This window comes from Frondihabitans sp. PhB188 (assembly GCF_003752365.1).
GTDB lineage: Bacteria > Actinomycetota > Actinomycetes > Actinomycetales > Microbacteriaceae > Frondihabitans.
In genome coordinates this window covers 11914-35537 of record NZ_RJUO01000006.1, presented here as the reverse complement: position 1 = coordinate 35537, position 23624 = coordinate 11914, and the positions used below count along the sequence as shown (strand labels likewise).

The window sequence follows — 23624 nt, the reverse complement described above, 5'->3', positions numbered from 1 at the left end:
GCGAAGCGGACCCGTCTCGATGTGGCGATAGGGGTGGGCGAGCGGCGCCTTCAGCGGGATTGCAGAGCATCCCATGGTCGAGGGTCCGGAACCGGGCTCGGGCCGCACGCGCGAGCGCTGCGACCAGGGGGGCAGGTGCTGCGTCCTGGGGGGCGATCCAGATGTGACGGCCGCCGGAGCCGGACGACTGGCAGACGACATGGCTCACACCGTGCTCCGTCAATAGGGCGGAGAGTTCGTCGCAGTCGTCGACGGCCCGTTCCATGAGCTCTGGTGAGACGGCGCCGGCTTCTTTGCCGTCAAAGTCAAAACAGAGCAGCCGGAACGTTCCGGACACATCCGCCAACCGAATAGCCCACGGCGTGCTTGGGGGAGTGGGTGCAACCTGGTGGAACAGGGGGTAGGAATTTTCGTCAAGGCGCCCGTAGGCGTCGCGCTTCATGACCCGGACCCGGTCGCGGGGCGACAGGAGGCGTGTCAGATCCCAGGCGGCCGCGATCGTCGGCGACTCGCCGATGACAGGTTTTTCCCGGGTTGATGGCGCTTTGGCGCGCGGGGGAGTTACGATTGGCTCATCTCCTCAGGTAGACGCCTGGAGGGTAAACAAAAGGCCCGGGTTGATAACCGGTCCTGGAACTGAATTAGCTCGAACCTCTTGGCCTGGCAGCGATGAGGGTTCTGAGCTACGACTCTTGAAGGGCCCGACGTGAAAGCGTCGGGCCCTTACTCATTAGGCGACGTCTGCGATCGGCAGCTCCATGTCCTGGGGTCGTGGGCGTGCGACGGTGGGCAGCGCCCCGTTGTCGCGGATGAGCTGGGAGACGAGAGCCTCCAGGTAGTAGGCGATGGAGACGCCGCTTTCGGCGGCTGCCGCCTGGACTTCCGCACGGGTCTCGGGGGAGACGCGGCCTTGGAGAAGTACGGTCGCGGCGCCCTCGGGGCGTCGCTGTCGCGTCCTAGTTCCACTCACAAGATCAACCTGGCTTAACGTATGCATTCCGAAGGTCTTTGCCGCGGCGTGTCGCGGGAGACAGAACAGATCCGGTAGCCGGTCTGCCGTGCTGTGCGTGGGATTCATTCCGTTCCATGAATGCATGCGCTCCGCACACTCTTGCAGATTAGCAACAGAATGGCCACAATGCCACGCCAGGGCAATGTGACGACAACCTGCTAGCGTTTTGGTGTGGATCAGACGAGCGAGACACCCACGCAGGCGCTCCAGGGGGCTCTGGCAGCTGAGTTGCGCGCCGCTCAAGCAATCGCGAACATCAATGTCCGCGCCTGGGCGCAGCGGGCCGCAATCACCCATGACTCGATCTACCGTGTCCTTCGAGGTGTCCGTCCCGTTTCAGTGGTGGAGCTGGTGATGCTCTGCCGGGCTCTGGACGAGGATCCGCGCGAGTTGATCTCGCGTGCGGCGGCGCGGGCCGGCCAGTCCATCGGCGGTTCACGCAAAGACGAGGTCACTCGTGCGAACCGTGCTCGTCTCGCGCTGGAAGCGGCTGGTCTCTACGACGACCTCGACGCTGCCTTCCTCTCGGCCAGGGCGGCGGCTTCTCGCACCGGTTACCTGCTGTCGGTGGGGGAGTGGGACGCGTTTCTTGAGGGCACATCCACCGTTGCCACGATGACCGCGTTGAGCGCATTTCTCGAGGTGCCGGGGGCGTACCTGAGCGGACAAGCGGATGCCGCGTCGTCGCAGACCGAAACGCAGTTGCGGTTCGCGCGAAGCATGCGCGACGTTGGCGTCACCAAGTTGGCAGCCAGATCGTTGGAGGAGCTGCAGCCCGACGAGATTCAGGCCGTTGAGGTAGCTATACGCGAGTTCATCGACGAGGAGGAAGGTCACGAGAGGTAGTGCGTAGTTCCACGATCTCTCGTGACCGGCATTCAATGGCGAAAACATCTCGGCGTAACCGTTCCTCACCCGGAAGCACGAGCCCTGTCGACATACTGGTGGGCAGGCTTGCTCTGCCACCGTCGGCCGATTTTGGCGACCTGAGCCACGCCGTCGAGGTCCTCTATGGCCGCCGGCTTCGGTTCAAGGAGATCGGCGGGGCTGCCCTTCATGCCACGACCGGCATCGTCTTTGATGCACCCACGTTCACCGGCATCATGGTCGCGGCAGAAGACAGTGAGTACTACAGCCTCCTCAGCCGTGTCCACGAGCTCGGTCACCTCATCATCCGAAGCGCCCCCGATGACTGGTTCTCGCCCGAGCTACCCCGCCCGAAACAGCCGCAGCAGCAATCTCGCCTGTTCCTGCGGCTGTGCCCGCGCAACAGCACCGAGTCGACCGATGCGGACACCGTTCAGGAAGAAGTTCTCGTCGAAGAATTGGCCCGTGCTCTCATGCGGCGCCTTCGTGCCTTCGAAAGCTCAGCCGAGGAGGACCACTTCGCATGATTCACACCATTTGCCTGATCGCCTTCGTTCTCGTCGTCGTTCTTCGGGCGCGATCCTCATGGCGAAAGCCTGCCTGGTGGGCGACCGCGTTCGGCGCCGTGTCGATTGCCACCTACGGGATTTTTTGGGCCACTCCTGCCGTCATGGACAGCCTTTTGAGGAGCCGGAATATTCTCACACTGGTTCGCGACTCCTCAGCTGTCGCGGCAATGTGGTTCTTCCACAACGCCGTCGCCACCCAGCGACACCGACCCGAGCGGAAGCTCCCGCTCTGGGCCCTGGCGCTGGCCGTGGTGGCCTTCGCCGTTCCGTTCTTGCTGATTCGGCACCCTGGTCCCACCTCGGCCGACTTCGTCCTCGACCGGCTACAGAGTTTCCCGACCTGGCTGTTCTCGAGCGTCTACATCTCGATCATGGGCGTCCTGGCCGCCTCCGTTCTCGCCCTCCTGCGGTTCGAAAAATCGATCATGACGAGGCTCTACATGCTCGGCATCTCCCTCATGCTGGTCGGCAGCGGCATGGAGGTCGCATACCTGTTCGTGGCCCACTTCGTCCCAGGTACCACCGGCTTCGCCCACGATTTCTATAACGTCGCGGAGGGGCCGTTCTTCGGTGGGATCTTCATCGGCGTCCTCGGAGTCGCGTGGGTCCTCGGTGTCCGGAACTTCTGGAAATATCTCGCCCGGTGGACCCTCCGCATCGACGCCCGCGCGCACGACACCGGCTACCAAGCACAGATTCTCCTAAAGGCCCGGGTGAATGGTTGGTCTGACCGGCAGCTGGCGATGGACTCCGCGGTCAACATTCGGGACCGTCTCAAGGTCGGCGCCCAGACGTTGTCCAAGGCGGACGACCTCGTATTTACCGGCGTTGAACGGATGCTGTCCGCACAACTGCAGGAAGCCAGCCGTTGATCCGCCTGCTCGCCGTCATCGCCATCGTCCTGGCGGCGGCCTACGCCGCACTCGTCCGGACCTTGGCCAACGCGGTCATCTACCCACGGCGTTCCCGCCCTACGAAGATCCTCGATGTCCCCGGACCCTCCCAGGTCATCCTCTCCGCGACGGCCCTAACCCGCTTCCAGGGCACCCTCGGTCTCCTCTACGACGACGAGACGAAGCTCGCGGTCCTGAGGCCAGGGACTAGCCCTGTTGAAGGTGACGCCGGTGTTATCCGCACCCTGTCGACGCCTGCGGTCCTTGACGCGAACACGCTTGGTCGCGCCTCCGGAAACATTTTCGAGCCCGATAACGTCACCGGCCGTCCACAGGAGTCAGTCGACATCGCAACAGGGTCCGCCGCACAACCCGCGTGGCTCTACACCGGCACGGGCGAACAAGCGTCCACCTGGGTCATCCACGTCCACGGGATGCTCGCCGGACGGGACTCCGCCCTTCGAAGCGCCCACTCCCTCCGAGACTCAGGATGGATGTCCCTCGTCATTTCCTACAGGGGCGACGGGGAAGCCCATGGTGAACGCCGACAGCCATCCACTCTCGGCCAGACCGAATGGCGCGACCTTGATGCCGCCGTCACCTTCGCCCGCACGCACGGAGCCAAGTCGATCTTTCTCATCGGCTGGTCGCTGGGGGCAACGCTTGCCCTCTACGCGTCCGAAAGAGGGGAAAACCGGGCGTTTATCGACGGCCTCGTCCTCGTCTCTCCGGTGATCAGCTGGGCACGAAGCATCCGCTTTGGCATGGCCCAAAACCGCATCCCCGCATGGCTTGCCACATCGACCCTCCGTGCGCTGTCCCTCCCTGTCACGAGCCGCCTCCTCGGTCTCAAGCGACCCCTGCTCCTGCCCGAGGAGCTGCCCCACGTCGGCGTCCCAACACTCGTCATCCACTCCACCGGGGACCGGACGACCCCATTCGACGTCTCGGCCGCCTTTGCAGACTCGTCAGATCTAGTGACGCTGGAAGCATTCCCGCCAAGTCCGCACGCCATGGAATGGAACGCAGACCCCGCTCAATTCGCGACGACCGTGAACGACTGGATTTCATCGATTACCCGAACATCGAACAGCGACTAACCATCACTCACTCGCTTAGGCGCGGCGCATCTGCTTAAAAGTGGCAAATCTGCAACACTAGATAGATGGTTGCCTCGGCGTTGTTGCGCGACGCGTCTGCCTCCCTGCGACAGCGGATCCGGCGCGCTGGAGGGAGCCCTCGAGGACTTTCCTTCCTGCCCGCTGGAGCGCCCACCGGGTGCCCCCTGTCGGGTTGCCGCCCGCGTCTCCGTGTCTCTGACCTCCGAGTACGGCGGCGCTGAGTCGATGGCGGTTGCAGGAGTTTCAGAAACCACATTCGCCGGAGTGCCAGGAGCGAGTTGGCCACACCCGCCTTCTGGTAATTGGCACGCCGCACATCGATAGGGAGAAAGCAATGACGGACGACAACAGGGACGTGTTCGGGGGAGCGGCTCGCGCCGGCGACTACATCGAGGAAGACACGACAACCGTCGCACCTCACTTGGGACGGCGCACGAAGAACGAGACCCCCGCGGATGGGCTGCCGACATTTCCGCCCATACCGAGCAGTCCCCTACGACCGGAGGGCGCACCCGTTCGGCTCGAGCCTCTGGTGGCTGCGGTCCCTCCGGCTCCGAAGGCACCCGCAGAGGCTCCCGTGGAGCGCTCGCGTGACGAGAGCCTGTCCGTGTTGTTCCACGGGGCTGCATCCGGCCTCACGTCAACGTCGACGGCACCCACGAAGTCGACCAAGGGCCTGCGAGGACTCCTGCGCCTCGCCCCAAGCCCGGCCGAGCTGGCTGAGCACGAGCACAAGGCCCGCTGCCTGGCCAACGAGACGACCATTCGTCAGGCCACCTGGACGCGCCACGTCCGCATCCTCCTGGCGAACAAGAAGGGCGGCACGGGCAAGACGCCGCTGTCGATCCTCCTGGGCGGGGTCATTGCCGCGATCAAGGGCGGCTCGGTCGCGATCTGGGAAGTCTCCGACGACCCAGGAGCCCTGAACTTCCGCGCCGAAGGGAACCCGACGCTGGGCCTGGGGGAGTTAGTGCGCGACGTCGACACGATCACGAGCGCCGGCCAGCTCGCCGGTTACGGCGTCCCGCAAACCTCGTTCGCGACCGTCTTCGGCACGGTCGGCTCCCGTGCGGCCCTCGCGGGCGAGGACGTCGTAAAGGTCTCCGACAAGATCGGGGAGTTCTACGGCATCGAGGTCATGGACTCCGGCAACGTCCCCACGTCGCCCGCGTTCCAGGGAGCCGTCTCCGTTGCTGACATCTTGGTCATCCCCGTCATGAACTCCGGCGACTCCGTGCTGCAAGCGATCGAAGTCCTAGAAGAGCTGCGAAACGGAAGCGAGCACGCGAGAGTCCTTGCGGCCAACGCGATTGCCGTCCGCCTGAAAGACGGCCGCCCTGAGAGCCCCGCCGTGGCCGAAGAGGTCGCGCGCCTCCTTCATGACGCCGGAGTGACGCAGTTGCACGAGGTCCCCTACGACGCCCACATTGCCGAGCGCGGCCAGCTCACCGTGGGCAAGCTCACGCCCGCCACGCGGGACGCCCTGGCCGCTGCGGCCGCGGGCGTCGTCCGCTCCCTGCAAACCATCGTCTCCACCAAGCGCTGAAAGGCCACCCCTCATGCTTGACCTGCTCGCCACAACCGCCCTCCACACCCACCAGCTCGCCGCCGCGGTGAGCAACCCCCTCGACGGTCTCGTGCCTGATTTCTCGTTCGGTGGAACGAAGTTCACCCAGCTTTGGCAGAAGGCCATTACCGCGATCTGGGGTATCGGCATCCTGATTTCGATCGTCTACCTAGTGATCGGGATCGTCGGCATGGCCGGCGCTTCGGGCGAGGTCAACCCGAATCCTCAGGCGCACGCCGTGGGCCGGAAGAAGGCCCTGTGGGCCGGTGTCTCGCTCGGCGTCCTCGCGGCCCTCGCGCTCGTCGTCGGCGCGATCCTCACGTTCGCCAGCTAACCCACCGAACACCGACCTTCTCAGGGGAGAAGCACCATGCGCATGTACTCAGCATCCGGCCGGTCCCGGTGGCCCATCGTCATCGGGGCCGCCGTCGTCGTCGTCGCGGTGGGTGGCGGCATCGTCTACGCGACCAACCGCGGGGACAAACAACCCACTGCGACCATCACAACCAGCGCACCCGCTGCGGCCCCCACGTCGATTCCGACTGGGGGCACGTCCGGTAGCGGCGACAACGAGGACGACGTAGCCCCCACGGGCTGCCTCGGAGGCCAAGACCGCGACGCGGCCATGGTCCTCGCCGCACAGAAGGCGGCCAAGCACAGCACCTACGGGGCTGTCGAGGTCGCTACGTCGTTCTACCGCTGGCTCTGGCAGTACCCGACGCCAAATGCCTCCGACTCGGACACCGTGTCAAAGAACATCATGGCGAGCACGAGCCCTGTGGCATATCGAGACCTCGCCGGGGCTTACCTGAAGGCCGGCGACAACCTGGCGGCCGGAGAAGTCCCCGCGGGGACGTCATTCCACGTGTCGACCACTAACGGAATCTGGCGCGTGACCGAGCAGTCGACGTCGAACCAGGTCCACGTCACCTTCGCCGTTGGCTATGTCATCGACGGGGCATTGAGCCCCACCAAGACCACTGTGAGCGGATTCGTCATGGATTGGGAGAACGGTGCCTGGCGCATCGAAAAGAGCATCGTCCCCGATCAGACCGTCTTGGCCAACGGCGGCACTCGCTACACGGGCGGCTGCTGATGTCGGCGGTCGGAGACGTCGCATGCGCCGTAAGCCCGGTGGGCTGCGCGATCGTTAGCGGTGGAAAAGCCATCGGAAACGCCGCTAGCGGCGTGGGCGATGCAGTCAACACGGCTAAGGGCATTGCTGACTTCTGGTCGGACCCGGCCGGGAACCTTTTCAACATGTTGCAGGACGGGGCCAAGAGCCTGTCTGACACGGTAATGCCGGCGATCACCAAAGCGACGTTGCCGGACCTCACGGCCACCTGGTTCATCAACGCCTACAAGGTCTCGTTTGCTCTAGCGATTTTCGTCATGGTGGCGCTGATCATTCCTCAGGTGGTGCGGACCGCACGCGGGCAGCAGTCAGGCCGTGACCTCGGGGAATCCCTCGGGCTCTACGCGCCGCTGTTCCTGATCGGTGCAGCCTTCGGCCCGCTCCTGGGCTCGTTCCTCGTGAAGTTCTTCGGAGCCCTGTCGGATTCCCTGGTGTCGTGGGGGATCAACTCGTCGTCGCAGACGATCGTGGACAAGTTCTCGAAAATGCTCGACGCCAAAGACAACGGCGACGGCCTCGCGGGCGGGGCAATCGTCGGCGCGCTGCTGATGTTCTTTATGATCATCGGCCTGCTGATCGTGGTCCTGATCCTGATCGTGCAGCTCATCACCCTGTACTTCTCGGGGATCCTCTTCCCGCTGGGGTTCGTGTGGATCATCGACAAGTCCAAGCGGAAGTTCGGCTCGAAAATCGCCTACCTCTGGTTCGGGATATTAGCGTCACACCCACTGCTGTTCTTCATGCTGTCGATCGCGTACAGCATGGTCGCATCGAGCATCGACGTCTTCTCGAAGACGCCGACTCTCGAACGCACCGTGACCCTCGTGGTGTCGATCCTGTCGCTGATCATTGCCGGGCTCTCGCCCGTGCTGTTGACGAAGTTCGCCCCCGTCCTCCCCATGGGTGGCGGTGGCGGCGCTCCCGTGGGGCCGACCATCGGTTCTTCCTCTATGCAGGAAGCGGACGCGAAGGTGAGCGATTCCGGGTCTAGTGGTAGCGGGGGTGGCGGCGGGAGTTCTGTCGGTTCGTCGGCCAGCTCGAAGCCCTCACCGTCCAGCTCCACGTCTGACGACGGCGGTTCGGCCGCCGACACGGCATCGGCCGGCAGCAAGGCTGCTTCGACCACGGGCGGCGCTGAGACGGCCGCTACGGGCGCGAATGTCGGCGCGGGCGCATCTGCCGCGAGTGGCGGTGCCGCTGCAGAAGAGGGCGGCGCAATGGCCGCTGGCGCTGCGGAGACAAGTACCGGGGCGGGGGCTGCTATCGGCATCCCCACGATGATCGCGGCCGGCGCGAAGGCCGGCTTTGACACCACGAAGAAGGTCGGTGACGCCGTAGGCGAGGCCGCCGTAGAGCCCGTCAACGATCACGAAGAGCACTACGGGAAAGACTCCACTCATGAGTGACACCGAGACCACAGCGTCGTCCAACAGCGCACCGCCGTACGTCCGATACCTCGGCGGCGAGGCAGGCCACCGCTCCTTCTTCGGTGGCACCGCCTCCAAGCCTCGGATCATTGCCCTTACCGTCTTCATCGGCGGCGGCATGATCGGGGTTGCCTTCGGCGGTGGCTTGCTGGTGCTGTTCCTGGCGGCGGCTGGGGTCGGTGTAACGATGCTCGTCACGGCCACCACGCACCGCGGGACGATCTTGCAGCGCCGCACGAAGCGGGCGCGGTGGAAGTCGAGGCAGCGCCTCGGGACCGACACGTTCTTGCCGTTCGATGACGCCGAGTGGGACCGCCTGCAGAAGCAGGCGGCCAGCGCTTCAAAGAGCGAGCAAGCCGAGACGACGAAACTGCTCGGCCAGATGCGGGCCAACCCGGATGGCTCGGACGGCATGGGCTGGTTGCAGTACAGCTCCAAGACGCCCGGTATCGCCTGGCACGCTCCGGTGGGGCAGCAGCCCTACCTCTCCGTCGCGTTCGCCGTGTCGGGTCAGATTCGCGGCATGGAGACGGCCGGGGCATTGACTCGGGCCGCGGCTGGCTGGGGTCGGTTCCTGGCTCGTCGGGCATCGCCTGCGTCGCTGATCAGTGACGTGCAGACGCTCACGCGCGTTCTCCCGCCCGACACCGCCATGCAAGACCGGTGGGTGCTCGAGCGCATGGAGTCCGCCCCTGTGCTCGGTGAGAGCCCCACCGACGAGGACCGTGCGCTGCACGCGATTCGCTTGGCCTCATATGAGGCGCAGAAGCGCTCCTACAGCGAGGTCATCCAGAAGACCTCCGAGGATGCCATGGTGCAGCGGCACTACGTCGTCGTCTCGTGGCCGCTGACGCAGAAGTTCACCGACGCGGCGGCGAAGTTCGGGGCCGGCCGGGACGCCTGGCGGGCGCTCATGGCCGATCAGATTGCGGCCACCGTCCGCGGCCTGGTCGACGCCCGCATGGGGTCGGTTCGGCCGCTGACCGCCAAGCAGACGGTGGCGGTGATCCGGCATCAGCAGAACCCGAACATGCCGATCGACCTGGCGGGGCCGGTCAATCCGCTGCGCGACGTCGGCTTGGCGTCGCACGACGAGTTCTCGGCCCACATTGTCGATTCGTACGACCCGACGATCCTGCGCCGCTCCGACCCGATTCGAAACGCTCCCGGTGTCACCTGGTGGCACCGCACTGCGGCTATCCACGGCGAGAACTTGGCCGTCGCCGGCCGCTCCCCGCTGTGGGTGCTTGACCTCCTTGTGGGGCGTGAGCTGACGTTCGTCCGCTCGGTGTCGTTCCACATGCACCTCATCCCGGCAGGCCAGGCGAAAGCGGCCGCGCGTGCCGACGTCGTGCGCGACATGGCCGGCGTCGTCGCTGACCGGCAGAAGGGCCGGCTCGTCTCGGACGACTCGACCACCCGTATGTCCGCCGCCCAACGCCGTGCGAAGGACCTCGAAGCAGGCTCCCACCACCATGGCGCGTCTTGGGTTGGGTACATCACCATTTCGGCGCCCACAAGGGACGACCTCGCCCAGGCCTCCCGCCAGCTCGAAGAAGCCTGCGCCACGGGGCTTGGGATCGATTTCCTCGACTGGCAGGACTCCTTTCAGGCCGCCGCCTCCGGCACGACCTGGCCCATCGGCCGGGGCCTGCGCCCGGACTTCCCGTCTTTGGCAACCCGCGCGATCGGCCGTCTCGCCGGTCGTAGCGAAAAGGAAGCACTCTCATGAGCAAGCACGCCCCCCTCATCCCCGCAGGTGAAGACGACATCACCCCGGAGACGCCGGTCAAGGGCACGCGCCGCGGTGTGCCCACGGCGGTGCAGGCCAAGCGGAAGCCTCGCCTGGCGAGCGTCCCGCTGCTGCGCATCTTTGTGCCCCCGGAGGCTCTGGCCCCGGCGATCACGGGGGAAGAGAGCATGCCCGCGGGCGACGTTCCCGCCGTCGCGGTCGTACCGCTCGCACGAGCGGCAGACGTTTCCCCGTTCGAGCTGCCGGGATCGCGACTGCGCGTCTCGGCCGGTTCGGCGTCGCGGGGCTGGTACGCGCCCACGATTTCGGGAGCGCCGACGACGACTCGTCAGGCCGAGATTCTGAACACGGGCATCATCGGTGCCCCGACGTCGTTCCGTGGTGTCGTCAACGGCCGAGACAACCTCTCCTCGACGTCCATCAGCCATGACGCCCCGACCGCCTACAACCAGCAACCGCGCGAGCTCACGAGCCCTAACGTGCTGATTCTCGGCACTGTGGGTGCTGGCAAGTCGTCGTTCACGAAGACGGTCATGGTCATTCGTCCGCTGCTGCTGAACAAGCACCGTGCGGTCGTGTTCGACAAGAAGGACCAGGGGGGCGTGGGCGAGTACACGGCCGTGGTGCAGCGCATGGGTGGGACGCATCTGCTTTTCAACCCGGACGGGTCCGGTACCCGGCTCAACCTGCTCGATCCGGAGATTGTTCGCGGGACAGGTCTTCGCGGGCAGGGAGCCCTCGTGAACGCCGTGGCACGCATCGTGCGCGACGACACCCCCTCGAGCGTCTGGGAGCGGAAAGCGACCAGGTACGCCCTGCAACTGGCGTTCCAGTCGTTCGAGGACGGAAGGGTGCCGACCCCCTCGGACCTGCTTCCGTTCCTCGGCCGCGTCCCCAGCGACAAGGAGCTGTCGAAGAAAGCTGCTGACCGGTTCCACCAGGCGGGCCTGACGATCCAGTACGCCCTCGATGACCTTCTCGAGGATTTTGCCGGCACGTTCGACGGCGAGACGTCCAAGGACGTCGACCTGAGCCAGAAGCTGACGACGTTCGACGTCTCTCAGCTCCCCGACGACGGCCCGGCCGTTCCGACCGTGATGGCGATCGGGAACATGTGGCTGATGGGGCGACTCCGGCAAGAGCGCGGTTTCATCACGAACGTGGTCTACGAGGAGGGCTGGCACATGATCGGCGGCCCCTCCTCCCGCCTCGTCAAGTCCAACCAGAAACTCTCCCGGAGCTTGGGTATCTCGAACGTGTTCGTGATGCACAAGGGCACCGACATCCCCCCGGACTCGCCCGGTTACACGGTCGTGCAGGAAGCACAGACGATCTACGCCTACCGGCAGGACCGCGACGAGGACGCCCGCTGGGTGACCCAGACGTTCAACTTCGCCCCCGACACCCAGGAGGTCCTGATGAACCTCCGTCCCGGTAACTGCGTCTTCAAATTCGGGTCCAACCCGGAGACCCACATGCAGCACATTCGCTCCCAATGGGAAGCGGAAGTGACGGACACGGACGAGGCCATGGAAGCCGGCGCTTCGGCCGCGTAGCCGCTCCCGAATCAGGCCAAGAAAGGAGGCACGGACGATGAATAAGTGGACTGGCGGCACCCTCGTGGTGCTTCTGCTCGTGTTCCTATTCACGGGGGCGGCGATCATCGGTAGCGGCGGCCCCGAAGGGTCGTCGGCCTGTGCGGCAACGGCCGTCACCGTCGAGACCGCCTCGGCACACACGGCGATCGACGGTTACTCGGGCGACCAGCTCGTGAACGCCACAGCGATCATGAACGCCGGGGCCGCCCTCGGCGTCAACACGCAAGGGCAGACGATCGGCGTCATGACCGCTATGGGCGAGTCGACGCTAGAGAACATCACCTACGGCGACAAGGCCGGCCCCGACTCGCGGGGCCTCTTCCAGCAACGCGACACCTGGGGCACGCTCGCCCAGAGGATGGACCCGCCGACCGCGGCGACGTTCTTTTTCCAGCGGCTCGTGAAGGTGCCGAACTGGCAGAGCATGTCGCCCTCGGCCGCCGCTCACGCGGTGCAGATCAACGCGGACCCGAACCACTACACAAAGTATTTTGACGCGGCCCAAGCCGTGGTGCAGGCCCTCACGGGCGGGCAGGCGGCGTGCGCGTCGACGGTCTCGGTGTCGGGAGACGCGAAGGCCCTTGCGACGAACCTGGTCAAGGGCATCGACAACGGGACGATCACGGGCCTTGCCCCGGATCACCTGAAAGAGATCCGGTGGATTGCCGAAGGGAAAACCGTCGCGAACTGCGGGATCGACACCCGCATTTTGCAGGTCATCACCGTGGCGTATCAGACGTTCGGGAAGATCGGGATCTCCGACATTAATCGGGCGTGCACCGGGCAACGGCCAGGTGCCGGCAACGCGTCCGCCCACGTCGTCAATGGTGGCGGCCATGCGGTCGACTTCTACAGCCTCGGTGGTGTTGTCACGAACGGGTGGGACGCGAACGCGATCAAGCTTCTAAAGACCCTCGACCCGATCATGGCATCCGACTCGGGCACCGGTCAGGCCGACTGCCGCGCCACCCACGGCGACTCCCTGAGTCTGACGAACATCAGTCGGCAGTTTGCCGACACCTGCAACCACGTCCACATCGAGGTCGACCCGATGGGAAACGAACCAATGAAATTCAACGTCAACCAGGCCAGCTCATGAGCACGGCCAGTCCTGCACAACTGACGTCGATCGCGAACCTCGTCGGTCACGAATGGGTCATCACGTCAACGACCTTCCCCGACATAACGACCTTCGGGTTGTGGCTCGGGGAAACCCTCACCACCCACCGTGAAGAGCTGCGCCGACACAGTTCCGCCGAACCGTGCGTGAAGTACCGCATCGAGGGCCGAGACATCGACGGCAGCGTGCAGCACGTCCGCGAAGCCATGGAATGGCTGCACGAGGCTTAGAGGCTCGCGCAAACCTACGACGTCACCACACGGCCGGAACGCTACGCCCTCCTCGAACAACTCTCGGCCACAGGCGTCATGCCGTCCGAAATGGCCCTGATGCTCGGCGTCGACCTCCAGATCGCCGAACGGTTCGCGGGAGACGACCAAGAGGCCCGCATCGCCCGCCGGCTCCTGCACCAGATGAGCACCACTAACGAACGGATCACAGCATGAACAGCGCCAGAACCAACGTCCTCGTCGGCTCCCTCTTCGCACTACTGCTGGGTGCCGTCTACCTCGCGATCCACACGGGAGCAGCCTTCTCCCAATCCACGGGCGACTACCCATGGAACCCCGTGCAGCTTCTTGGAGACATGGTGCTCCGCGGAACACCCCTGCCGAAGTCGGCGCCGGTGTTCATGATCGTTTTCCTGATCATTGCCGTGGCCGCGTTCACGGTTTTGCTCGCTTGGCAGGCCCGACGTGCCGCGAACAAGCGCGGCAACGTCGCGTTGGCTCACATGGCCTCAAAAACGCAGACCAAAGTTCTGCGGGCCAAACAGCGCACCAAGGAGACGGCCCGCCTGCACCCGAACGCCGTCATGTCGTGCGGGCAAAGCATCGGACGGATGATCGGAAGCCGCGCTCAATGGGTTTATCAGGGGTGGCGCGAGACGGGCGTCTACGTCTTCGGCACCGGCCGGGGCAAAACGAGCGCGTTCGTCATCCGACACTGCCTCGAAGCGCCCGGAGCCTGCGTCATGACCTCGAACAAGGTGGACGGGGTGCGGGAAGTCATCGCCGGCAGAAAAGACCGCGGCACGGTGTACCTGTTCGACCCGAACCGCATCTACCGTGACGAGCTGACACCCGATTTCGTCTACAACCCCCTCTCGGACATTGAGACGTTGGAAGACGCCGCGGAGCTGGCCATGATCTTCGAGGCCTCCACTCGGGGCGAGGCCGACAAGGGCGGAGATGCCCAGTTCGACACGGACGGTCGCGACTTGCTGTCGGCGCTGCTGCTTGCGGCCGCGGTCGATGACATGGGACTTGCGACCGTCTACCGGTGGTTGTCGAGCAACTTCGGCCAGGAGGCCCAAGTCATCCTCAACGAGCACGGGTTGAAGGGTGTGGCGCTCACGATTGGGGGTGTCCTGAACTCGGCCGAGAAGACGAAGCAGTCGACATTCAGTACCGCACGCCGCATGGCGTCGGCGCTGAAAAACGACCGCCTAGTGGCCTGGACAGACACGGCAATCAAAGAAAAAGGCTCTCCCCGGTCGTTTGACCCGGCCGAATTTGTCCAGGGGAAAGACACCCTCGTGCTGCTCTCGAAAGACGGGGCCGGATCGGGCGGGGCGATCCTGACGGCGCTCGTGCGGGCGATCGGCAAGAAGGCCGAGCGTGCCGCACAGCGAAACGGCGGCCGGTTGACCGTGCCGCTCGTGATGGAGCTGGACGAGTGCGCCAACATCGTGCGGTGGCCGGAGCTGCCGTCGCTGTATTCGTTCTACGGCTCCATGGGCATCATCCTCAACGCCTACTTCCAGTCGAAGGCTCAGGGCGTCGAGGCTTTCGGCCGCGGCGGCTGGCAGGCACTCTGGGATGCGGCCGCGAACCGGGTCTATGGCGGCGGCGTGGCCGATCCCGATTTCCTGGGCGACCTGGTGGAGCTGATCGGGAAGTATGACGAGACCACATACGGCACCTCGACCGGCCGAGACGGGCAAATGTCGTCGTCTACGTCGACGCGTCAGGTGAACACCCTCGACGTCGACAAGCTCGCGAACCTCCCGGAATGGCGCGTGGTCATGTTCAACTCCAAATGCCGGCCCGTGATGCTGACCTCTCAGCCGTGGTTCCGCGATCGTGAGCTGAAAGCTCAGATCGACGCCCGCGCGCGCGTGGCTGTGGCGGCGTGACGATGAGCGACGAGCCGACATACGAGGACGAGCCCGAGATGGACCCGGCCGAGTTCGAGGGCGACGAGGTCAACCCGCGCGCGGACGTCGACCCGTTCGAGTCGGACCCGGAGGGCGAAGGAGACGGGCCGGAGTATGAGCCCGTCGACAATCGAGCTGACTTCCTTGACTGGTTTGATCAGCACTTCCACACAGCGGAAGCCACCGGCAGCCGGGAAATAGCGATCTGGTGCCCGGAATGGTGGCTGCACCCGGAAGTGAACGCCCGCCTGTGGGCGCTATTCCGGGCGCACCAAGCCGTTGAGCTCAGTCTGTCGCTTGATGCGTTGTCGGATTGGTGGCTGAACCACTGGGACCGACACAAGCTAGTCCTTTTCGACGCTCAGACCGGCCCCTTCAAAGACTGCGACATGACCCAAGGGCACCTCTACCAACGCACGCGCGGCCGGCATGGCCCCGCCGTGCCGGCACCCCTGCCACCCGACGGCTGGCACCCACCGGCAACGTAACTGCGGAAGGGCACCGCTTCGGCGGTGCCCTTTCCAGTAGCTACTGGCTCACGGTCTGGACCGAAAGCCTTTCCGCATTCCGAAGCCATTTCACGTGAAGCGGTATGAGGGTGATGAGCAGTCCAAGGATCAGAACGGCCTCGACGACGACGACATAGCCGAGCCAGTCCCCGTCAAAGTCTGCAACCTGCGCGGCCGCCTGAAAGAGGAAGCCCACCAAAAGAGCAATAACGGGGCTTATCACCCGAGGCGTGGAAGCAACGTAAGCCCTCGCGAAGTCACGTCCCGTGGTCCGGTCTCCCTCGGCGAGGACAAGCAAATCACCGTGCCTCACAGCTTTCTGCATTTGACGACGCCGGGGACGGTCGACACCTTCTAGGGCCGCTGGCCTGTAATCAGGCTCGCGATTCCCGAGAAACGCGACGGCCGCGGCGACGTAGAAAGCAACGCCGAAGGCGAGCAAAGCTCCAGACGTCAACTTGGTTGGGGGTGCCCCAGATCCTGCTTTCACGAAAACGGCCGTCGCTCCGAGGACCAGCACGATTACGAAGGCGATCCATACAGATGGGCGCCGCAGCGGAGCGAAAAGTTTGCTCATCCGCTCACCCTGCCAGTACACGCGGATCAGCGGAAGTACGAGACGACCAGCGCCACACCAGGTCCGCCTTTCCGTGCCCGATCAGAGTTCGCGGTCCTGATCCCTGGACCGGTCTTGATCGGGCTGACGGGGCTGCTCCTTGCCGTCCGCCACCTTCTCGACCTTGACGTTGAGACCCTGCCGGCGCAGTTCTTCGGCGCGCTGGGCCGCTCGACGCTGCTGCTCCTGCTGCGCTCTCTGCGCCGCCGTGAAAGCCGGTCGCGCCTGATCCCCGGCAGACCGGCCCGCGTCCCCTGTCCGCCGCTGCGCCAGGTCCGCGGCGCGACGTCGCTGCTCTTCCTGAGCGGCCTGTGCGGCCGTCTGAGGCTGCGCCGGCCGGGCCTCGCCCTGACGGGGCGTGACGGCCTCTCGGGCACGCTGGGCGGCGCTTATCGCCGCTACGGCGGCCTTCTGCCTTTCGGCGTCTGTCGCTGCCGGCTGGCTGCTCAGCTCGGAAGACTTGTGCAGGGCCGTGACTCGTGCGGCGAGATCCGCGCCCACGGTGCGCTCTCGTAACTCGGCCGGAACTGCAACGGGGCCGGCCTCATCCACTCGGTACTTCTCGCGGAACACGGAGACCTCGGCGGCCAGGACGGTCCATTGCTGCCGCTTTGCGGGGTCGGCGGGGACGTCTCCCAGCTCGGCGGACCAATCGGGTCTGTCGGCGGCGATCGTCGTGCCCCTCTCCTCGAGGCGGGTTGCGAGGTAGTCGTACCGCTCGGCCAGGTGCTCGCGCCACTCGGGTGCGGTGTGCTCGGAGTCGAGCGCCCGGCGATCGGCAATCCATGCCGGCACGGCCGGGGCCGGCTGCTCACGGTCATAGGGAAGCGCGTCGACGTACTCGGTTGTGTTCGCCGTGATGCGAGCCGACAGGACTGCCGGCCGGTCTTCGGCACCGTCCATGTCGCGCTCCGTCCACGCCCGGTAGAGGGCGTCGGCCGGGTCAACGCCCTGTGCCTCCGCCTGGCGGAGAGCTGCCTCGACAGCTCCCCAACTCTTGTGCTGCCGGAGTCCCCTGGCTGTGTCGTGGCCAAGGGCCTCATCGGCCACCTTCGCGAACCTCAACGCATCGGCACGTTCGGTGACGTCGCTGTACTGATCGATGAGCGTCACGAGGTTGTCGACGCGGGCGTGCTCGTCGCGGATCGTCTCGGTGGCCGACACCGTGGCGTCGGACGTGCGAGCGATCGACGCAAGCACCTCGGAGACCGGCTGCGCTTCTTCGGTCTCGACGTACAAGTGGTTCTCGTGCCGACCGCGGGTGAGCCCCACGTAGGCCAGCTCCCGCGACATGGACGCGTCGGCGAGGACGTGCGCGGTGTCGGCGGTCATTCCCTGCGTGCGGTGGAGGGTCGAGGCGTAGCCCAGCTCGACGGACTTCTCGACGTACTCCCGGGGGAGGGTGATCTTCGCGCCACTCTTGACGCTCGTCACCGTCAGGGAGCCGTCCTGGTGGGCTTTCTCCACCGTCCAGACGTCGTTGTTCTTCACCCGGTCCCGGCCCCCGCCTGTCTTGAGTTGCGCATCGTTCTGTCGGGTGACGATCGTGTCGCCCCGGTAGGCCGAGAGGCCATCGTGGAGCGGTGCGGATTGAGGGCCTTTGACGAGGCCCTGGGACATGCGGAGCGCTTGCGCGCGACCGTTGAGCTCCGACACCGTGGCGTTGGTCTTGGCGACCATGACGGACTGCAGCCCGGCGTCGGTGTCGTGCTGCCAACCCGAGAAGACGTCAGCCGTCATCCGATCGACGTCGCCGCCCGTGACGCGGCCGTTGTCGACGTACCAGGCGAACGGGTCGCCGGTGCCGGTGGGGTCGCGGAGGAGCTTGGTCGCTTCCGCTTCTTCGCGGTTAGTGAACCGGTGCAGTACTTCGAGCTTCACCGATCCGACCTCGTGCTCCAACAGCCGAAGCGCCCCGCCGGCCTCGACCGCGGATAGCTGCTTGTCGTCACCGATCAGCCGCACATGTGCGCCGTGGCGTTCCGCGATCCGGGTCACTTTCGCGAGGTTGGTCGTGCCGGCCATGCCGGCCTCATCGACCACGATCACGTCTCCTGGTGTCAGGTCGACGCCCTCGATCGGTCCGTCTCCGTGGAGGAGTTCGGTCAGGGTGCCTTTGCCGTGGGTGAAGGAGTGAATGGTGTTCGCCTCGACGCCGATAGCGTCGGCCATGACTTCCGCTGCGGCCGCGGAGGGCGCGAGGCCGATCATGCGGCCGCCCTCGGCTTTGACGGCTCGCGCAGCGACTTGCAGGGCGGTGGTCTTCCCGGTGCCGGCAGGGCCGGTACCGACGACGAGGCGGCTGCTAGACGTTGCAAACTCCCCGGCCAAAGCGCGCTGCCCGGCGTCAAGGTGTCTGCCCTCGGCCTCCGCGATCCGGTCGAACGTCTCCCGGCTGACGGGACGAACGGTGCGATCTCGGGCGGCGCCCAGGAGGGTGTCTTCAGCGACGAGAACGGTCCTAGACGTGAGGAGCTGCGAACCCTTGTGCTCGTAGATACTCACCCCGTCTTTCCTAGTGAGGGGCTGGAATGCTCCGTGCGGGGCGGGCGGAGTGACAGCAATCGAGTCGGTGGTGAGAGCGTGCTTGGTGATCTGCTGCACCGTGCCCTCGACCACGTTCCCCTTGGACCGTTCGGCCTGAACGAAGCGGCGCGTCTCGGCCTCGATCATGTGCGGTCCCCAGACCGCGTGATGCTCCGAGACGGTCTCCACCATTCGCGCGGACGCCTGCTCGAGGGTGATACGTTCCGCAGAGGCCGTGCCCGCCTGGACCCCGCGAGCACGGCTCCGAGCATCCCGAAGCACACCGTCAACCACCCGAGTCCCGACCGACTCGACGGCCCGCTCGCGCCAGCCGATGCGGAGGTCCGCCAGGGAGCGGGCGGTCTCCTTCTTGGGGCGGGTGTCGAGGGTCGCCTGCTGCGCCAACGCGATTCGAGCCTTCAAGTCGGGGGCGCGGCCGTGGTCACGCCGGTACTCCTGTTCGAGCTTCTTCATGGCGTCTTTGATGCCCGCCGACCGGGTGGAGAAGCCCTTAGTCAGGCGCTCGTCCACGCCTGCGATTTCCACTACAGGGCGCTTGCCCCGGGTGACCTCGCGGAGTTCCGTCGTGACGCCGAGACCTTCGGTCACGCGGTCCATGACGCGCTGGTTGTAGAACTCGGACGCGGCGACACCTTGCCGGTGAAGCAGCTTGGAGTCGATGGTGCGCCACTTCCCATCGGAGCCTTTGACCTTGTTCGCGACGACCAGGTGATCGTGGAGCTGCGGGTCACCGGTGCGGGAGTCGTAGTGCCTAAACCGGGTCGCGATCAGACCGCCCTCGACGTCGATCTGAGCGACACCGTTCGTCCCGGCACGGGTGGCAATAGCCTCGTCTTCGAGGTACTTCACGGTATCGGCGACAGCCGCCTCGTGAGCATCCTCGATCACCTTCCGGGTGTCGTTGTCCCCGAGACCCCAGAGCGTGGAGACGCTCTTGGCGGGGGAGAACACGAGGTCGAAACCGGCCACGGCCTGCTGCGTCGGGCGGGAGGCTGCGGTGATGAATCGCCCCAGCTCTTCCTTGTCGGCAGGGGGCAGGCCTTTCGCCTGCCGGAACGCTTGCGCGCCCTCACGGACGCGGATAGCACGCCGTTCCTCGGCGTTCGGCTCGCGATGTTCCGTCCGCTCAAACCGGGCGTAACCCTCGTCAATCGCGGCGCGGAGACCCGTCCCGCCCTGCTCGTAGGAGTAGTAACTGCGACCGAGCTTTGCCATGGCCTGCGCCTCGTCGGCGGTCTTCCCGGACGCCTGCGCGTCGGCAATGATCCGGTCCGCATCCGGGTGAAGCCCCTCACCAAAGAGGGCCTTCATCTGCTCCTCGGAAACAGCACCCGTGACGCCGAGAGCCTCGAGGCCTGAACCGACCCACACGCCGGGAGGGTTGCCGTCAGCGGTGTAGTATTCGCCCGGCTCACGGCCCGGCTCGCGCTTCATATCGGCCGTTGCGGTCTCGCTGGTGTAGTACGCATACCCGTCTCCCGCGGAGAGGATATGCATGGTCATCACGGGGTCAGATTACCTCACTGATTCATAATGCCAGAGGTGTGACGACGTAGTGAGCGAGGAACGAGGGATCGATCGGCCGTGATCGAATAAGATCACGCGGTCACGGGACAGAGACTGCACGGGTGAGGAGACCTAGCGAGGCACGAGCGAAGTCGACGATGTGCAGTCGGCGTTCCGAGACCGAACTGCTTTTAGCACCACCGATAGCGGGGAGGGGATGCACCGCTCCCATCGCCGACCGGAATCGCTCCGTCCTGTGGGCATACTGGAGGGGCCAATTCGATCAGGGGAGAACCGTTATGGCTGAAGTCCGCAAGTCCGCCACCCAGACCGCCGCCCGCAAGCGTGCCCGGGAAAAGGCGGCCGCGTTCCGCGAAAAGCAAGACAAACTCGAGCAGCTCGCCGTTGATTACTTTGTCGCGACCGACGGCCTCGAGGCGATCCGAGAGGAGATCGACCGGGAGCTTGCTGCAGTCCGTGCCCGCGGCGACAAACGACTCGCCGCATCCCAGGGGGAAGCCGACCGGGTGATCGCGGACATGCTGGGTCTAGGCGTGCCTCGCAATGAGGTTGCCGACCGGCTCGGCGTTCCCACCCGTGACGTCAAGAAAACCTCCACAGCACGGAAAGCTGCCGCTTCATCGACGACGCCGGCGCCGTCGTCAGAGAGTGGCGAAGTGATGGATGGCGAACACAGCGAGGTGCCCGGCGCGGCGTGACCGTTAGGTTTGGCGAGTCCGGTTGGCGTGGAGTTAGAACAGTCGTGGGTGGGTAATTTCGACGCCGAGAAGCTCGGCACTGATGAGCTCGGGTTGCCAACCGTGGTCGAGGATGACAGCGCGGAGATCGAGGGAGCGTTGCACGCGCACTTGGCGGGAAGTTCCCCCAGCCGAAGCGTGTGCCGGTTCCGGTAGCGGCCACGCTGCGCACAATCGAGCATGTTCTCCCGATGCGTCCCCGGAGCCACATGCGACACGTCCAGGTCGGCCGACGCGTGGACACATATAGGGATGTCGCACGAATGCAGAAGAAGCGTTGACGCGGGCAGCGGTTCACCCCAAGTCGTCAAAGGGCCCAAGGCGGATGACTGCTGGTTTTGGACTGCCGCGATCTCCAACGACGGCTACGGGAGGTTTTGGGTTCGGCGTGAGGCGGGCCAGCAGGCAGTGCGTCCGCAGAGCTATGCGTACGAACTCGCCACCCTGGGTGCCCTACAGGTTGAAAACGAAGCTCGATCGTCCCGACTTATGCCGCTTGCCGGCCCGAAAGTTCAGAAATCGCTGACAAACAGCCCGCAGTCTTTTCTTCGGTTCCCATTCGAGAACCCGGTTGGCCAATGGGTTCCAGCCCTTGCGTCGGGAACGCCGCTGAGGCACTGTAATTGACTATCACCTCTTCCAAGGGTGGCGTAACAAACGAGAGCAAAAGGGGAACGGTTTGCGAAATCGACTGAAAGTGGCGGTCACAGGTTTGGCAATTGGTGGGCTGATTTTTGGCAGCGCATCTGCCGCTAGCGCCCAGATCAATGACCCATCCATCAACCAAGGCAAATCTGGCGGCAATGGGTATGTCTACTACACGACTGCTGGGCCCCAAAAAGGTGTTCAGCTTCCTGTTTATGAGACGCGAATGGCCAGTTTTCCTGCGGGAAAGCAGTTCGCGGGCGTAAAAAACACAGAGAAGGTCAAGCGTTTCATTGCCGTAGAAACGAAGAATGTAGACGGTGGCACCATCGTGTGCGTCAAGCCCGGGGGAATTCTTTGGCTCGATTCGTCGTCGTCAAAGGCATGGGTTGTTCCCACGATCGGGAAATACACCTGCGCCGTTGGATCGTCCCAGCGAGTCAGCTGAGTCCTTCTGCAGCCCCCAGGCGTCAAGCGCCTGGGGGCTTTGCGCATCCTCCGGCAACGAGCCATCGAAGCCACTGCGCCAATTGCGGCTTTGCGGCTTTGCGGCTTGCGGCTTGCGGCTTTGCGGCTTTGCGGCTTTGCGGCTTTGCGGCTTTGCGGCTTTGCGGCTTTGCGGCTTTGCGGCTTTGCGGCTTTGCGGCTTTGCGCCTTTGCGCCTTTGCGCCTTTGCGCCGATAATCTATATTATGTCAAGTATTAGTTGCGGTGCATGCAGCATTCGACGATCGATCTGCCGGTCGCAGACTCGCAACACCACAGTCGCTCGGACGCGAGGCTCTCGGTCCTCGGCGATGTTTAGGTCGACGTCCGCACCACGAGCTCAGTGGGCAACATCATCGTTGAGGTGCCGGCGCCATGGATGATGTCGAGTAGAACCCGCACCATCTCGGCACTGATTCGATCGAAGGGCTGCCGCATGGTTGTCAGAGCTGGATCGGTCGAGGTCGCGAACGCGGAGTCGTCGAACCCGCCGACGGCGACGTCCTCTGGCACCCGTCGCCCGGCCCGTTTTAGCACGTCGATCGCACCAGCCGCCATGGCGTCGTTCGCGGCGAAGACCGCGTCGATCGTCGGATCTGCCTCGAGCAGGGACTCCATTGCTGCCATGCCGCTGTCCCGGGAGTAGTCGCCATGCCGCACGAGGGCCGCGTCGAAGTTGTCGCGGAGAGTGCGGCGGTAGCCCTCGAGCCGAGCCCGCCCGCCGGGGGTGTCGCGGGGCCCGGCGATCGTCGCCAGGCGCGTACGCCCACGACTCTGCAGGTGCTTCGTCATCGCAATGGCGCCCTGGAGGTCGTCGGCCGCTACGACACCGAGCTGCCCCTCGAACCCGAGGGGCTGACCCGCCGAGACTATTGGCACGTTTGCCCGGATGAGGCGCTCGACGAGTGGGTTGCCGTGGGCGGAGGTAAAGGCGAGCAGCACGCCGTCGACGTGACCGGCCGCCACGTAGTTCAGGGCCCGGTTCTGCTCGGCCTCGTCGCCCGCCATGATCAAGACGAATGAGATGTCGCGCTTGCCGAGCTCGGCGGAGGTTCCGCGCACGAGAGCCGCGAAGTTCGGATCCTCGAAGAGAACCGCTTGGGTCTCGGTCAGTAGGAAGGCGATCGTGTTCGACCGGCTCATCGCCAGGCTCCGGGCCGCGCCGTTGACGCGGTAGCCCGTCTTTTTGATTGCGGCTTGTACGGCGGCCTTCGATTCGGGGCTCACCCAGTTGCGGCCGTTCAGTACCCGCGAGACGGTGCCGCTCGAGACCCCGGCGACCGACGCGACGTCGCGGATCGTCGGTCGCCTGGCGGTTTCGGTCACGATTCGCAGTC

General features: G+C 65.1%; 21 protein-coding genes. 17 read left to right on the top strand and 4 right to left on the bottom strand.

Annotation, left to right across the window (positions count from 1 at the left end; translation table 11 throughout):
• Window positions 1-730 precede the first annotated feature (730 nt).
• Window positions 731-970, bottom strand: a complete 240-nt coding sequence (locus tag EDF46_RS16780; protein WP_148061261.1) for a hypothetical protein — start codon at window positions 968-970, stop codon at window positions 731-733.
• A 213-nt stretch (window positions 971-1183) separates the two neighbouring features.
• On the opposite strand from EDF46_RS16780, the gene EDF46_RS16775 reads away from it, so the two are divergent.
• From EDF46_RS16775 to EDF46_RS16710, 15 genes are all read left to right on the top strand, one after another.
• Window positions 1184-1858, top strand: coding sequence for a helix-turn-helix transcriptional regulator (locus EDF46_RS16775; RefSeq protein ID WP_123507626.1), 675 nt, complete (start codon window positions 1184-1186; stop codon window positions 1856-1858).
• A gap of 98 nt (window positions 1859-1956) precedes the next feature.
• Window positions 1957-2406, top strand: a complete 450-nt coding sequence (locus tag EDF46_RS16770) for a hypothetical protein (protein WP_123507624.1) — start codon at window positions 1957-1959, stop codon at window positions 2404-2406.
• Window positions 2403-3320 carry a hypothetical protein gene (locus EDF46_RS16765; protein WP_123507622.1) on the top strand — a complete coding sequence of 306 codons (918 nt, stop codon included), beginning with the start codon at window positions 2403-2405 and terminating at the stop codon, window positions 3318-3320. Before EDF46_RS16770 ends, EDF46_RS16765 begins: the two co-directional genes overlap by 4 nt.
• Window positions 3317-4441: an alpha/beta hydrolase gene (locus EDF46_RS16760; protein ID WP_123507619.1), complete on the top strand. Its 1125-nt coding sequence runs from the start codon at window positions 3317-3319 to the stop codon at window positions 4439-4441. Before EDF46_RS16765 ends, EDF46_RS16760 begins: the two co-directional genes overlap by 4 nt.
• A gap of 598 nt (window positions 4442-5039) precedes the next feature.
• The gene (locus EDF46_RS16755) at window positions 5040-6008 is read left to right on the top strand and encodes a hypothetical protein (RefSeq protein ID WP_123507617.1); all 969 of its coding nucleotides are present in this window, start codon (window positions 5040-5042) and stop codon (window positions 6006-6008) included.
• A gap of 13 nt (window positions 6009-6021) precedes the next feature.
• Window positions 6022-6363: a hypothetical protein gene (locus EDF46_RS16750; RefSeq protein WP_233580087.1), complete on the top strand. Its 342-nt coding sequence runs from the start codon at window positions 6022-6024 to the stop codon at window positions 6361-6363.
• A gap of 36 nt (window positions 6364-6399) precedes the next feature.
• The gene (locus EDF46_RS16745) at window positions 6400-7125 is read left to right on the top strand and encodes a hypothetical protein (protein ID WP_123507615.1); all 726 of its coding nucleotides are present in this window, start codon (window positions 6400-6402) and stop codon (window positions 7123-7125) included.
• Between the two features lie 92 nt (window positions 7126-7217).
• Entirely contained in the window at window positions 7218-8570 is a 1353-nt protein-coding gene (locus EDF46_RS16740) for a hypothetical protein (RefSeq protein WP_123507613.1), read from the top strand.
• The gene (locus EDF46_RS16735) at window positions 8563-10323 is read left to right on the top strand and encodes a hypothetical protein (RefSeq protein WP_123507611.1); all 1761 of its coding nucleotides are present in this window, start codon (window positions 8563-8565) and stop codon (window positions 10321-10323) included. The genes EDF46_RS16740 and EDF46_RS16735 overlap by 8 nt, the downstream gene beginning before the upstream one ends.
• A complete protein-coding gene (locus EDF46_RS16730; RefSeq protein WP_123507609.1) occupies window positions 10320-11900 on the top strand; it encodes an ATP/GTP-binding protein in 1581 nt (526 codons plus the stop codon). Before EDF46_RS16735 ends, EDF46_RS16730 begins: the two co-directional genes overlap by 4 nt.
• 64 nt (window positions 11901-11964) lie before the next feature.
• Window positions 11965-13041, top strand: a complete 1077-nt coding sequence (locus tag EDF46_RS16725) for a hypothetical protein (RefSeq protein ID WP_148061260.1) — start codon at window positions 11965-11967, stop codon at window positions 13039-13041.
• Window positions 13038-13292 carry a hypothetical protein gene (locus EDF46_RS16720; RefSeq protein WP_123507605.1) on the top strand — a complete coding sequence of 85 codons (255 nt, stop codon included), beginning with the start codon at window positions 13038-13040 and terminating at the stop codon, window positions 13290-13292. The genes EDF46_RS16725 and EDF46_RS16720 overlap by 4 nt, the downstream gene beginning before the upstream one ends.
• 90 nt (window positions 13293-13382) lie before the next feature.
• Window positions 13383-13508 carry a hypothetical protein gene (locus EDF46_RS18855; RefSeq protein WP_255410983.1) on the top strand — a complete coding sequence of 42 codons (126 nt, stop codon included), beginning with the start codon at window positions 13383-13385 and terminating at the stop codon, window positions 13506-13508.
• Complete coding sequence (locus tag EDF46_RS16715) at window positions 13505-15199, top strand: type IV secretory system conjugative DNA transfer family protein (RefSeq protein WP_123507603.1); 1695 nt, start codon at window positions 13505-13507, stop codon at window positions 15197-15199. The genes EDF46_RS18855 and EDF46_RS16715 overlap by 4 nt, the downstream gene beginning before the upstream one ends.
• 2 nt (window positions 15200-15201) lie before the next feature.
• A complete protein-coding gene (locus EDF46_RS16710) occupies window positions 15202-15708 on the top strand; it encodes a DUF4913 domain-containing protein (protein WP_123507601.1) in 507 nt (168 codons plus the stop codon).
• A gap of 40 nt (window positions 15709-15748) precedes the next feature.
• Here the strand turns inward: EDF46_RS16710 and EDF46_RS18095 are convergent, their stop codons facing one another.
• Both EDF46_RS18095 and mobF read right to left on the bottom strand, forming a co-directional pair.
• Complete coding sequence (locus EDF46_RS18095) at window positions 15749-16306, bottom strand: hypothetical protein (protein WP_148061258.1); 558 nt, start codon at window positions 16304-16306, stop codon at window positions 15749-15751.
• An 81-nt stretch (window positions 16307-16387) separates the two neighbouring features.
• Window positions 16388-20395 carry a MobF family relaxase gene (mobF, locus tag EDF46_RS16700; RefSeq protein WP_233580103.1) on the bottom strand — a complete coding sequence of 1336 codons (4008 nt, stop codon included), beginning with the start codon at window positions 20393-20395 and terminating at the stop codon, window positions 16388-16390.
• 302 nt (window positions 20396-20697) lie between these two features.
• Here mobF and EDF46_RS16695 point away from each other — a divergent pair, with 302 nt between their 5' ends.
• Both EDF46_RS16695 and EDF46_RS18090 read left to right on the top strand, forming a co-directional pair.
• Window positions 20698-21117: a hypothetical protein gene (locus EDF46_RS16695; protein ID WP_123507595.1), complete on the top strand. Its 420-nt coding sequence runs from the start codon at window positions 20698-20700 to the stop codon at window positions 21115-21117.
• Between the two features lie 736 nt (window positions 21118-21853).
• Complete coding sequence (locus EDF46_RS18090; protein WP_148061257.1) at window positions 21854-22249, top strand: hypothetical protein; 396 nt, start codon at window positions 21854-21856, stop codon at window positions 22247-22249.
• Window positions 22250-22602: 353 nt separating this feature from the next.
• Here EDF46_RS18090 and EDF46_RS16685 read toward each other — a convergent pair whose 3' ends face one another.
• Window positions 22603-23613, bottom strand: coding sequence for a LacI family DNA-binding transcriptional regulator (locus EDF46_RS16685; RefSeq protein ID WP_123507906.1), 1011 nt, complete (start codon window positions 23611-23613; stop codon window positions 22603-22605).
• Between the last annotated feature and the right edge of the window lie 11 nt (window positions 23614-23624).

Coding starts and splice junctions, on each gene's coding strand:
- EDF46_RS18095 (WP_148061258.1), bottom strand. CDS start 16,306: ATGAGCAAACTTTTCGCTCCGCTGCGGCGCCCATCTGTATGGATCGCC.
- EDF46_RS16765 (WP_123507622.1), top strand. CDS start 2,403: ATGATTCACACCATTTGCCTGATCGCCTTCGTTCTCGTCGTCGTTCTT.
- mobF (WP_233580103.1), bottom strand. CDS start 20,395: ATGACCATGCATATCCTCTCCGCGGGAGACGGGTATGCGTACTACACC.
- EDF46_RS16720 (WP_123507605.1), top strand. CDS start 13,038: ATGAGCACGGCCAGTCCTGCACAACTGACGTCGATCGCGAACCTCGTC.
- EDF46_RS16745 (WP_123507615.1), top strand. CDS start 6,400: ATGCGCATGTACTCAGCATCCGGCCGGTCCCGGTGGCCCATCGTCATC.
- EDF46_RS16695 (WP_123507595.1), top strand. CDS start 20,698: ATGGCTGAAGTCCGCAAGTCCGCCACCCAGACCGCCGCCCGCAAGCGT.
- EDF46_RS16735 (WP_123507611.1), top strand. CDS start 8,563: ATGAGTGACACCGAGACCACAGCGTCGTCCAACAGCGCACCGCCGTAC.
- EDF46_RS16730 (WP_123507609.1), top strand. CDS start 10,320: ATGAGCAAGCACGCCCCCCTCATCCCCGCAGGTGAAGACGACATCACC.
- EDF46_RS16710 (WP_123507601.1), top strand. CDS start 15,202: ATGAGCGACGAGCCGACATACGAGGACGAGCCCGAGATGGACCCGGCC.
- EDF46_RS18855 (WP_255410983.1), top strand. CDS start 13,383: ATGGCCCTGATGCTCGGCGTCGACCTCCAGATCGCCGAACGGTTCGCG.
- EDF46_RS16715 (WP_123507603.1), top strand. CDS start 13,505: ATGAACAGCGCCAGAACCAACGTCCTCGTCGGCTCCCTCTTCGCACTA.
- EDF46_RS16750 (WP_233580087.1), top strand. CDS start 6,022: ATGCTTGACCTGCTCGCCACAACCGCCCTCCACACCCACCAGCTCGCC.